Origin of the sequence: Streptomyces sp. NPDC051636 (genome assembly GCF_044453765.1) — a bacterium.
Taxonomy (GTDB): domain Bacteria; phylum Actinomycetota; class Actinomycetes; order Streptomycetales; family Streptomycetaceae; genus Streptomyces.
This window is the reverse complement of sequence record NZ_JBITDA010000035.1, coordinates 1-13,364: the sequence shown is the minus strand read 5'-3', so window position 1 is coordinate 13,364 and position 13,364 is coordinate 1. Positions and strand designations below refer to the sequence as shown.

Here is a 13,364-nt window from a genome sequence, read left to right as displayed (position 1 = left end):
GACGCGGATGGGATGAGGTAACAGGTGTCTGGACAGAAGGTGTCTGCACAGAACGAGAAGATCGTCGAGGCTCTCCGGGCGTCGCTGAAGGAGACCGAGCGGCTGCGCGAGCAGAACCGCCGCCTGACCGCTTCCGCCCACGAGCCGATCGCCATCGTCGGCATGGCCTGCCGCTACCCCGGAGGCGTCGACTCGCCCGAGGACCTGTGGAAGTTGCTGGCCTCCGGCGGTGACGCCATCAGCCGGTTCCCCGAGGACCGCGGCTGGGACACGGAGAACCTGTACGACCCCGACCCCGACGCGGTCGGCCGTACCTACTCGGTCGAGGGAGGGTTCCTCACCCAGGCCGCCGAGTTCGACCCCGCCTTCTTCGGCATCAGCCCGCGCGAGGCGCTGGCGATGGACCCGCAGCACCGGCTGCTGCTGGAGACGTCCTGGGAGGCCTTCGAGCGGGCCGGGATCGACCCCGCCACCGTGCGCGGCAGCGCCACCGGCGTCTTCGCCGGCGTCATGTACCACGACTACAGTGAGGTTCTGGAGCGCGCCACCGACGACCTGGAGGGATTCCTCGGCGTCGGCGGCAGCATCGCCTCCGGCCGGGTCTCGTACGCGTTCGGTCTCGAAGGCCCCGCCGTCACCGTCGACACCGCCTGCTCCTCGTCGTTGGTGGCCGTCCACCTGGCCGCGCAGGCGCTACGCGGCGGCGAGTGCACACTGGCCTTGGCCGGCGGTGTCACCGTCATGGCGACACCGGACACGTTCGTGGACTTCAGCCGGCAGCGGGGGCTGGCCCCCGACGGCCGCTGCAAGCCGTTCGCCGAGGCCGCCGACGGCACCGGCTGGGGCGAGGGCGTCGGCATGCTCGTCCTCGAAAAGCTCTCCGACGCCCGCCGCAACGGCCACCGCGTGCTCGCGATCGTCCGCGGCTCGGCCATCAACCAGGACGGCGCCAGCAACGGTCTCACCGCCCCCAACGGCCCCTCCCAGCAGCGCGTCATCCGCCAGGCCCTGGCCGCCGCCCGGCTCACCCCGCAGCAGGTCGACGCCGTGGAGGCGCACGGCACGGGCACCAGGCTCGGCGACCCGATCGAGGCGCAGGCGCTGCTGGCCACCTACGGCCAGGACCGTTCCCCGGACGCGCCGCTGTGGCTCGGGTCGGTCAAGTCCAACCTGGGCCACACCCAGGCCGCCGCGGGCGTGGCCGGGATCATCAAGATGGTCCTCGCCCTGCGCAACGAGGAACTGCCGCGCACCCTGCACGTCGACACCCCCTCTACCCACGTGGACTGGTCGGCGGGCGCGGTCGAGCTGCTGACCGAGACCCGGCCCTGGAAGGCGGGGGAGCGGACCCGGCGCGCCGGTGTCTCCTCCTTCGGCATCAGCGGCACCAACGCCCACGTCATCGTGGAGGAGGCACCCGCCGAGGAGCCGACGGGAGCCGCTGAGACGGCCGCCCTGCCGGTCGTTCCCTGGATCGTCTCCGGCAGGACCGCCGAGGCCGTCCGCGCCCAGGCCGCCCGCCTGCTCGACTTCGCCACCGCCCACCCGGAGCTGGCCCCCGCGGAAATCGGCCGCGCCCTGGCCACCGGCCGCTCGGCGCTGCCGTACCGCGCGGGCACCGTGGCCGCCGACCGCGACGGCCTGCTGGCCGGCCTCGAGGCACTCACCCGCGAGGACACGACCGCCGCGAAGGGCGGTGCGACCGCGTTCCTGTTCACGGGTCAGGGCAGCCAGCGGCCCGGGATGGGCCGGGAGCTGTACGAGGCGTTCCCGGTGTTCGCGGCCGCGCTGGACGAGGTGTGCACAGCGCTGGACGTGCACCTGGAGCGTCCGCTGAAGGAGGTGATGTTCGGCGGGGAGGGGCTGGACGAGACCGGTTACACACAGCCCGCACTCTTCGCCCTGGAGGTCGCGCTGTTCCGGCTGCTGGAGGCGTGGGGTGTGCGGCCGGACGTGCTGGCCGGGCATTCCATCGGTGAGCTGGCCGCCGCGCATGTGGCCGGGTTGTGGTCGCTCGAAGACGCGGCGAAGCTGGTCGCTGCCCGTGGCCGTTTGATGCAGCGGCTCCCGTCCGGGGGTGCGATGGCCGCCGTGCAGGCCACCGAGGAGGAGGTCCTGCCGGTGCTGCCCGAGGGCACCGGTGTCGCGGCCGTGAACGGGCCGTCCGCGATCGTCGTCTCCGGCCCGGAGGCGGGCGTGGACGAGGTCGTCGCGCACTTCTCGGCGGCCGGCCGGAAGACGAAGAGGCTGACCGTCAGCCACGCGTTCCACTCGCCGCTGATGGAGCCGATGCTCGCCGAGTTCGAGCAGACCACCGCACAACTCACCTATGCCGAAACGACGTTGCCGATCGTGTCGACGCTCACCGGCGAGGCGGTGTCCTACGAGGAGCTGTCCCAGCCGTCGTACTGGGTCCGGCACGTCCGCGAGGCCGTCCGCTTCGCCGACGCCGTCACCACCCTCGACGCCCAGGGCACCGGCGCCTTCCTCGAAATCGGGCCGGACGCCGCCCTCACCCCGATGGTCGCCGACCCCTGTGCCATCCCGGCCCTGCGCCGCGACCGCGGCGAGCCCCAGGCCCTCGTCGAGGCTCTCGCCCGGCTGCAGTGTGCCGGGGGAGAGGTGAACTGGCAGGCCTTCTACGCCGACACCGCCGTACGGCACGTCGAGCTGCCGACCTACGCCTTCCAGCACGAGAGGTACTGGCCGACGACCGCCCCGTACGCCGCGACGGACGCGGCCGGGATCGGGCTGACCGCGGCGGGGCACCGGATTCTCGCCGGCGCCATGGAACTGCCGGACGCCGAAGGGGTGTTGTTCACCGGCCGGCTGTCCCTGGCCACGCACCCGTGGCTGGCCGAGCACGCCGTGAACGGGGCCGTCATCGTGCCCGGCGCCGCGCTCGTCGAGATCGCCGTACGCGCCGGTGACCAGGTCGGCTGCGGCACCGTCCGCGACCTGACCCTGCACGCCCCGCTCCTGCTCGACGAGCGCGGCGGTGTCGCGCTGCGCGTCGGCGTCCGGCTCGGCGAGGGCGACGAGCCCGCGGTCACCATCCACTCCCGCCCGGAGGGCGAGGACGTCTGGACCCTGCACGCCGAGGGCGCCCTCGCCGCCGAGCCCGTCCAGCCCGGCCCCGACCTCACCGCCTGGCCACCGGCCGGTGCCGAGCCGGTCGACACCACCGGCCTGTACGACGACCTGGCCGGCATCGGACTGGAGTACGGCCCCCTCTTCCAGGGTGTGACCGCCGCCTGGCGTGCGGCCGACGGCACCGTCTACGCCGAGGTCGCGCTGCCCGAGGGCACCGACACCCAGGGCTACGGCATCCACCCGGCGCTCCTGGACGCCTCCCTGCACGCCATCGGCCTGCTCGACGACGACACCGAGGGCGCCCGACTGCCCTTCTCGTGGACCGACTTCGCGCTGCACGCGGCCGGTGCCTCCGCGCTGCGGGTGCGCATCGCGGGCGAGGGCACGGGGTACCGGATCGACCTCGCGGACCCGGCCGGGGCGCCCGTCGCCACCGTCGGCTGCCTGGCCCTGCGCGCCCTGCCCACCGCGCCCGCGGCAGCGCGGACGCACGACTCGCTGTTCCGGCTGGACTGGCAGAAGGCCGCCCCGGCCGGCACCAACACCGAGCCCGTCACCTGCCGCGTCATCGGGCCGGACCCGCTCGGACTCCTCGACGTGATCGGGCAGGCCGGCGGACGGCACACCCTGAGCGACGACGACGCTCAGCTGACCTTCGCCACCTTCGTCACCGGCGGTCTCGAACCGCGCGAAGCCGTCCACCGCGCCCTGGAAATCATCCAGGAATGGCTGGAGGGCGCCCGGCCCGACGGCGCCCGGCTCGTGCTCGTCACCTCCGGTGCCGTGGCCGCCGCGGCCGGCGACCGGGTGCCCGACCCGGCGGCCGCCGCCGTGGTGGGCCTCGCCCGGTCCGCCCAGTCCGAGCACCCCGGGCGGATCGTCCTGGTCGACCTCGACACCTCCGCCGAGTCCGCCGACGCCCTGCTGCCCGCCCTGACCGGCGGCGACGAGCCGCAACTCGCCCTGCGAGCCGGGAAGACGCTGGCGCCCCGGCTCGTCCGTGACGTCGGCGCCGAGCTGAGCCTGCCCGAGGGCGACACGCCCTGGCGGCTCGACTTCACCCCCACCGGCACCCTGGACAGCCTCTACGTCACGGACTTCCCCGAGGCCGCCGCTCCGCTCGCCGAGGGGCAGATCCGGGTCGCGATCCGCGCCGCGGGCGTCAACTTCCGCGACGTCATGAACGTCCTCGGCATGTACCCGGGCGACGCCGGGCGGCTCGGCCTGGAAGCGGCCGGTGTCGTGGTGGAGACCGGTCCGGGCGTGGACCGGTTCGCCGTCGGGGACCGGGTGATGGGCCTGTTCTCCGGGGCGTTCGGGCCGCTCGCGGTCGTCGACCACCGGCTCGTCTCCGCGATGCCGTCCACGTGGACGTTCGCCGAGGCCGCCGCCGCGCCCGTCGTCTACCTGACCGCCTACTACGCCCTGGTCGACCTGGCCGGCCTCACCGCCGGCGAGTCCATCCTGGTGCACGCCGCCGCCGGCGGTGTCGGCACCGCCGCCGTCCAGCTCGCCCGGCACCTGGGCGCCGAGGTGTACGGCACGGCCAGCCCCGCCAAGTGGGCCGCCGTGCGCGCCCTCGGCGTCGACGAGGACCGTATCGCCAACTCCCGCACGCTGGAGTTCGAGCAGCACTTCCTGGAGGCCACCGGCGGGCGCGGCATGGACGTCGTACTCGACTCCCTGGCACGGGAGTTCGTGGACGCCTCCCTGCGGCTGCTGCCGGGCGGCGGCCGGTTCGTCGAGATGGGCAAGACCGACATCCGCGAGGCCGACGCGGTCGCCGCCGCGCATCCGGGCGTGGTGTACCGGGCGTTCGACGTCATGGACGCCGGACCCGACCGGATCCAGGAGATGTACGGCGAACTGTTCGCCCTTTTCGAGAGCGGCGCGCTGCGTCCGCTCCCGGTCACCGCGTGGGACGTGCGCGAGGCCCCGGAGGCGCTGCGCGTCATGGGGCAGGCCCGGCACACCGGCAAGCTCGTGCTGACCGTGCCCGCGCCGCTCAACCCGGACGGCACCGTCCTCGTCACGGGTGCGACCGGCGCGCTCGGCGGGCTGCTCGCCCGGCACCTGGTCACCGAGCACGGCGTACGGCGGCTGCTGCTGGCCAGCCGGCGCGGCGCCCGGGCGCCCGGCGCCGAAGAACTCGCCGAGGAGATACGGGCGTTGGGCGCGGAGGTCGGCCTCGTCGCCTGCGACACCGCCGACCGGGACGCCGTCGCCGCCGCCCTTGCCGCCGTACCCGAAGCGCACCCGCTGACCGCGGTCGTGCACGTCGCCGGCGTCCTCGACGACGGTGTCCTCGGCTCGCTCACCCCCGAGCGGCTCGACAAGGTCCTCGCCCCGAAGGCGGACGCCGCACGGCATCTGCACGAGCTGACCCGGCTCTCCGACCTCTCCGCGTTCGTGCTGTTCTCCTCCGCCGCCGGCACCTTCGGCAACCCGGGGCAGGCCAACTACGCCGGCGCCAACGCCTACCTGGACTCCCTCGCCGCCCACCGGCGCGCCCAGGGCCTGCCGGGCCTCTCGCTCGGCTGGGGGCTGTGGGCCGCCGAGGGCGGCGGCATGGCGGAAGGCCTGGACGAGGCCGAGCGCGCCCGTATGGCCCGCTCGGGCGCCGCCGCGCTCACCGGCGACGAGGGTCTCGCCCTGTACGACACCGCGCTCGCCCTGCCGCACGCCGCCCTCGTGCCCATGCACCTGGACCTGCCCGCGTCCGCGGCGCCCGAGGAGGTGCCCGCGCTGCTGCACGCCCTGGTGCGCACCCCGGTACGGCGCACCGCCCGCGCAGCCGAGAAGGCCGCCGGAGGCGGGGAGCTGGCCGCGCGGCTCACCGGGCTGGGCGCCGACGAGCAGCACGCGTTGCTGCTGGGGGTCGTCCGCACCCACGCCGCGGCGGTCCTCGGCCACTCGGGGCCCGAGGCCGTCGACGTCACGCAGGCCTTCAAGGACCTGGGCTTCGACTCGCTCACCGGGGTCGAGTTCCGCAACCGGCTCGCCGCGGCCTGCGGGCTGCGCCTGCCGGCCACGCTGGTCTTCGACTACCCGGCACCAGAAGCCCTGGCCGGCTACCTGCGCGAGGAACTCGTCGGCTCGCTGCCCGCCGCGGCCCGGACCACCGGCCCGGCCCTCGGCACGGACGAGCCCATCGCCATCGTCTCCATGGCCTGCCGCTTCCCCGGCGGGGTCCGCTCACCCGAGGACCTGTGGCGGCTGCTCACCACCCGTGAAGACGCCATGGGCGCCATGCCCGACGACCGCGGCTGGGACATCGAGGCGGTCGTCGACCCGACCGGCGAACGCCCCGGCACCAGCTACACCGACCAGGGTGGCTTCCTGCCCGAAGCCCCGCTGTTCGACGCCGCGTTCTTCGGCATCAGCCCCCGCGAGGCCCTCGCCATGGACCCGCAGCAGCGACTGCTCCTCGAGACGTCCTGGGAGGCCCTGGAGCGCGCCGGCATCGACCCGCACACCCTGCGCGGCAGCAGCACCGGCGTCTTCGCCGGCCTGATCTACCACGACTACGGCAACGGCGCCGGATACAGCCACCTGCCCGACGGCGTCGAGGGCTTCCTCGGCACCGGCACCTCCGGCGGCGTGGCCTCCGGCCGCATCTCCTACGTCCTCGGACTCGAAGGCCCCGCCGTCACCGTCGACACCGCCTGCTCCTCGTCCCTGGTCGCCCTGCACATGGCCGTCCAGGCCCTGCAGCGCGGCGAGTGCGACCTCGCACTGGCCGGCGGCGTCACGGTGATGGCCACCCCGGACACATTCGTCGACTTCAGCCGGCAGCGCGGGCTCGCCGCCGACGGCCGCTGCAAGGCCTTCGCCGAGTCCGCCGACGGCACCGGCTGGGCCGAGGGCGTCGGCATGGTCCTCGTGGAGCGGCTGTCCGACGCGCGGCGCCACGGGCACGACATCCTCGCCGTCGTCCGCGCCAGCGCCCTCAACCAGGACGGCGCCAGCAACGGTCTCACCGCCCCCAACGGCCCCTCCCAGCAGCGCGTCATCCGGCAGGCCCTGGCCACCGCCGGCCTCGCGCCCGCCGACGTCGACGCCGTCGAGGCGCACGGCACCGGCACGAAACTGGGCGACCCCATCGAGGCGCAGGCCCTGCTCGCCACCTACGGGCAGGACCGCTCCCCGGACGCGCCCCTGTGGCTCGGGTCGGTCAAGTCCAACCTGGGCCACACCCAGGCCGCCGCGGGCATCGCCGGGGTCATCAAGATGGTCGAGGCCCTCGGCCACGAGGAACTGCCCGCGACCCTGCACGTCGACGAGCCCAGCTCGCACATCGACTGGGAGGCCGGTGCCGTACGCCTGCTCACCGAGGCCCGGCCCTGGCCGCGCCGCGAGGGGACATCGCGCCGGGCCGGTGTGTCCGCGTTCGGCTTCAGCGGCACCAACGCCCATGTCATCCTCGAGGAGGCGCCCGCCCCCGCCGCCGTACCCGAGCAGCGCGAGCGGGCCGCCGGCCCCGTGCCGTGGCTGCTGACCGCCCGCACCCCCGAGGCGCTGCGCGAGCAGGCTCGCCGGCTGCGCGGGCAGCTGGCCGGGCGGGACCTCGGCGCCGCCGAACTCGCCCGCGTCGGCCACTCCCTGGCCACCACCCGCACCCCCTTCGAGTACCGGGCCGTCCTCGTCGGCGACGACGGCACCCAGCTGCTGCGGGGCCTCGCCGACCTCGCCGACGGCACACCCGCCGCCGGGGTCGAGGAAGGGCTCGCCGGGCCCGTCGGCAAGACCGTGTTCGTCTTCCCCGGGCAGGGCTCGCAGTGGGCCGGCATGGCCCGCGACCTCATGGAGACCTCCGAGGTGTTCCGGGCGCGGATCGAGGAGTGCGCCGCCGCCGTCGACGCCCACACCGACTGGTCGCTGCTCGACGTGCTGCGCGGAGCCGACGGCGCCGCCTCACTGGAGCGCGTGGACGTCGTCCAGCCCGCCCTGTGGGCCGTGATGGTGTCGCTGGCCGCGCTGTGGGAGTCCCTCGGTGTCGTCCCGTCCGCCGTCGTCGGACACTCCCAGGGCGAGATCGCCGCCGCCTGCGTGGCCGGCGCGCTCAGCGTCGAGGACGCCGCCCGCGTCGTCACCCTGCGCAGCCGCGCCCTGGTCAGGCTCGCCGGCACCGGCGGCATGGTGTCCGTGCCGCTGCCCGCCGCCCGCGTCGAGGAGCTGCTGGAGCGCTGGCCCGACCAGATCTCGGTCGCCGCCGTCAACGGGCCCGCCTCCACCGTCGTCTCCGGCGACCCGGACGCCCTCGACGCCCTGCTGGAGACCTGCGAGAACGACGGCGTCCGCGCCCGCCGCATCCCCGTCGACTACGCCTCCCACTCCGCCCACGTCGAGTCCCTGCGGGAGGAACTGGAGGAGATCCTCGCCCCCGTACGCCCCCGCGCCGGACGCGTCCCGCTGCACTCCACCCTGGAGGACCGGCTCATCGACGGGCACGAGATGGACGCCACGTACTGGCACCGCAACCTGCGGCACACCGTCCGCTTCGAACCCGCCGTGCGTGCCCTCGCCGACAGCGGTCACACCGTGTTCGTCGAGTGCTCCCCGCACCCCGTGCTGACCGTCGGCCTCACCGACACCCTCACCGGCGCCGGCGCCGACACCGCCGTCGTCACCGGCACCCTGCGCCGCGACGACGGCGGCGCCGCCCGCGTCCTGACCTCCCTCGGCCGGCTCGTCGTGCACGGCGTGCGCCCCGACTGGGACGCCGTGTTCGCCGGCCGCGCCACGGACCGGGTGCCGCTGCCGACCTACCCGTTCCAGGGCGAGCGGTACTGGCTGGAGCCGACCACCGCGGCCCCCGCCGACCCCGGCTCCGTCGGCCTGACAGACGCCGGGCACCCGCTGCTCGGCGCGGCCGTCACCCTGCCCGGCGACGGCGGACTGGTCCTCACCGGGCGCCTGTCGCTCGCCGCGCAGCCCTGGCTCGCCGACCACGCCGTCGGCTCCACCGTCGTCGTCCCCGGCACCGCGCTGCTGGAGATGGCGGTCCGCGCCGGCGACGAGGCCGGCCACCCGGACCTGGCCGACCTCACCCTGGAGGCACCGCTCGTCCTGTCCGACGACGCCGAGATCCAGCTCCGGGTCGTGGTCGCGGGCACCGGCGAGGACGGCCGTACCGTGACCGTGTACTCGCGGCCCGCCGACGCGGCACTGGACGACGCCTGGACCCGGCACGCCTCCGGCCTGCTCACCCGGCAGCCGGCCGTCACCGGAGAGCACCTGACCGCCTGGCCGCCGGCCGGCGCCGAGAGCGTCGACACCTCGCGGCTGTACGCCGACCTCGGCGCCCTCGGCCTCGACTACGGGCCCGCCTTCCGCGGCCTGCGCTCCGCATGGCGCACCGCCGACGCCCTGTACGCCGAGGTCGCCCTGCCCCTCGAAACCGCGGCCCGGGCAGCCGAGTTCGGCCTCCATCCGGCCCTGCTCGACTCCGCCCTGCACGCCATCGCGCTCGGCGGGTTCCTGGACGCCGGCGACGGCGGCCCCTGGCTGCCGTTCAGCTGGTCCGGCGTGACCCTGCACAGCGCCGGCGCCGCCGCCCTGCGCGTGCGGATCGCCGCCGCCGGGGAGGGCGCGGTGTCCGTCACCGTCGCCGACACCGCCGGCGCGCCCGTCGCCACCGTCGGCGCACTCGGTCTGCGCCAACTGCCCGCCGACGCGTTGGCCCAGCTGTCGAGGGCGGGCGGCAACCCGTTCCGGGACACCCTCTTCCACATCGAGTGGACCGCCCTGCCCACCCCCGAGGCGACCGAAGTGCCGGACGACTGGGCGGTGTTCGGGGACGACCCGCTCTTCCCCGGCCTGCCGGAGATCTTCAGCACCGAGGAACTCGACGGCGGCATCAGCACCGTCCTGGCCCCCGTGCACTGGCAGAGCACCGTCGACGACGCCGTGATGCAGACCCTCGGCGACCTCCAGGTGTGGCTGTCCGACCCGCGCACCGACACCGCGCGCCTGGTCGTCGTCACCCGCGGCGCCGTCTCCACCGCGCCCGGCGAGGACATCGCCGACCTCGCGCAGGCCGCCGTACACGGCCTGGTCCGCACCGCGCAGACCGAAAGTCCCGACCGGATCGTGCTCGCCGACATCGGCACCGGGGTGCCCTCCCGCGCCCTGCTCGCGGCGGCCCTCGCCACCGGCGAACCGGAGTTCGCGCTGCGCGACGGCGAGATCCGCGTGCCGCGCCTGGCCCGCACCGAACCCGCCGCACAGGGCACCGCGCACACCTGGTCGCCCGACGGCCCCGTTCTGATCACCGGCGGCACCGGAGGTCTGGGCGCGCTCGTCGCCCGTCACCTGGCCACCGAGCACGGCGTGCGCAGCCTGGTGCTCGTCGGACGCCGCGGCCCCGACGCCCCCGGCACCGCCGCACTCGCCGAGGAACTCGCCGCGCTGGGCACGTCCGTGGCCCTCGAGGCCTGCGACATCACCGATCGCGACGCGCTCGCCGCCCTCCTGGACCGGCACGTCCCGCGCGCCGTCGTCCACGCCGCCGGCGTCCTCGACGACGCCACCCTCGGCCGGCTCACCCCGGAGAAACTCGAAGCCGTCCTCGCCCCCAAGGCCGTCGCCGCCCAGCACCTGCACGAGCTGACCGCCGGCCGCGACCTGGACGCCTTCGTCCTGTTCTCCTCCTCCGCGGGCGTCCTCGGCAACGCCGGACAGGCCAACTACGCCGCCGCCAACGCCTACCTGGACGGCCTCGCCGCCCACCGGCGCGCGAGCGGCCTGCCCGCCATCTCGCTCGCCTGGGGTCTGTGGGCGCAGCCCAGCGGCATGACCGGCCACCTCGACACCGCCGACCTCGGTCGGCTCGCCCGCTCCGGCATCCGCCCGCTCGACCCCGAGCAGGGCCTCGCGCTGCTGGACGCCGCGCTCGGCGCCTATGGCCACGACCACCCGCAGCTGGTGCCGATCGGCCTCAACACGGCCTCGCTGCGCGGCGCGACCGACGGAGCACCCGTGCCGCACCTGTACCGCGGCCTGGTCCGCGCCCAGGCCCGGCCCACCGCGCACGCCGCCCCCACCGCCACCGCGGCGGCCCAGAGCGCGGGCGGCCCCGGCGAGGCACTGCGCGCCCGCCTCGCCACCCTGCCCGCCGACGGCTGGGAGACGGCTCTGCTCGACCTCGTCCAGTCCTACGCGGCGGCCGTGCTCGGCTTCGCCGGCCCCTCGGCCGTCGGCGCCACCCGCTCCTTCAAGGAACTCGGCTTCGACTCGCTGACCGCCGTCGAGTTCCGCAACCGGCTCACCGCCGCCACCGGCATACGGCTGTCCGCCACCGCCGTCTTCGACCACCCGACCCCGCTCGCCCTGGCCCGCCTGCTCCGTGCCGAACTGGCCCCCGAGCAGACCGACCCGGCCGAGGCCGTCCTCACCGAACTCGGCCGGCTGGAGAGCCACCTGCCGGACGCGTCGCTCGACGACGAGGCACACCGGGTGGTCACGGCCAGGCTGGAGGACCTGCTCGCCCGCTTCAAGAGCATGCGGACCGCGTCCACCGACGGCACGGACGACGTGGGCGCACGGCTGCAGGACGCATCGTCCGACGAGGTCCTGGCCTTCATCACGGACGAACTCGGCATCTGACACGGGTCCCGCCGCCGTCGCAGAGGGGATCAGAGGGGAAGTAGGGAAGAAATGGCTGACGAGAAACAGCTGGTCGACACGCTCAAGCGGGTCGCAGCCGACCTGCACGACACCCGCCGGCGCCTGCGTGAGGCGGAGGAGAGGGAACACGAGCCGATCGCTATCGTCGGCATGGCCTGCCGTTTCCCCGGCGGCGTCGGCTCGCCCGAGGACCTGTGGGCCATGCTCGACGCCGACCGCGACGGCATGGCCCCCTTCCCTCGCGACCGCGGCTGGACCCTGGACCAGCTCGCCGCCAGCGACGGCCACGACGACTGCGGGCGGCGGGCCGGATTCCTCCAGGACGCCGCCGGTTTCGACGCCGAGTTCTTCGGCATCAGCCCCCGCGAGGCCCTCGCCATGGACCCGCAGCAGCGACTGCTGCTGGAGACGTCCTGGGAGGCCCTGGAGCGGGCCGGTATCGACCCGCACACCCTCGCCGGCACCCGCACCGCCGTCTACGCGGGGGTCAGCAGCAACGACTACCTGCGCGGCCTGGCCCGTATGCCCGAGTCGATCGCCGGCCACATGATGACCGGCGTCGCCGCGAGCGTCCTGTCCGGCCGTGTCTCCTACGCCCTCGGCCTCGAAGGCCCCTCCGTCACCATCGACACCGCCTGTTCCTCCTCGCTGGTGGCGGTCCATCTCGCGGCCCAGGCGCTGCGGGGCGGGGAATGCGCCCTGGCCCTGGCCGGCGGTGTCACCGTCATGGGCTCCGCCGGCACGTTCCTGGAGTTCAGCCGCGCCGACGGCCTCTCCCGCGACGGCCGCTGCAAGGCCTTCGCCGACGCGGCCGACGGCACGGGACTCTCCGAGGGCGTCGGTGTCCTGGTCCTGGAACGGCTGTCGGAGGCCCGCCGCAACGGCCACCGGGTGCTGGCGGTGGTCCGTGGCTCGGCGGTCAACCAGGACGGTGCCAGCAACGGCCTGACCGCCCCCAACGGCCCCTCTCAGCAGCGGGTGATCCGGCAGGCCCTGGCCGCCGCGCGGCTCACCCCGCAGCAGGTCGACGCGGTGGAGGCGCACGGCACCGGTACCCGGCTCGGTGACCCCATCGAGGCGCAGGCGCTGCTGGCCACCTACGGCCAGGACCGGGACGCCCCGCTGTGGCTGGGGTCGGTCAAGTCCAACCTCGGCCACACCCAGGGCGCTGCCGGTATGGCGGGCGTCATGAAAATGGTCCTCGCCCTCCGCCACGAGAAACTGCCGCGCACACTCGGCGTCGACCGGCCGTCCTCGCACGTGGACTGGTCGGCGGGCGCGGTGGAGCTGCTGACCGAGGCCCGGCCGTGGCGGGCGGGGGAGCGGACCAGGCGTGCCGGTGTCTCGTCGTTCGGGATCAGCGGGACCAACGCGCACGTCATCGTGGAGGAGGCACCGGCCGAGGAATCCGCGGAGACCGTGGAGCCGGCCGCGCTGCCGGTCGTGCCGTGGATCGTCTCCGGGGTGAACGAGGACGCGGTGCGCGCGCAGGCCGGACGGCTGCGTGAATTCGCCGCCCGGCAACCCGAGGTCGACCTCGCCGATGTGGGCTTCTCGCTGGTGACCCGGCGCTCGGCGTTCGCCTGCCGGGCGGGTGTGGTGGCCGGTGACCGGGAGGGGCTGCTGGCAGGTCTGGAGGCCGT

The 13,364-nt window shown here is 75.0% G+C and carries 2 protein-coding genes; both read left to right on the top strand.

All coding sequences use genetic code 11. The features are described from left to right. Positions 1-39: 39 nt before the first annotated feature. Positions 40-11,700: an SDR family NAD(P)-dependent oxidoreductase gene (locus ACIBBH_RS37460; RefSeq protein ID WP_399412591.1), complete on the top strand. Its 11,661-nt coding sequence runs from the start codon at positions 40-42 to the stop codon at positions 11,698-11,700. Between the two features lie 51 nt (positions 11,701-11,751). Continuing rightward, on the top strand, positions 11,752-13,364 hold a 1,613-nt coding region (locus ACIBBH_RS37455; RefSeq protein ID WP_399412590.1), incomplete at its 3' end, for a type I polyketide synthase.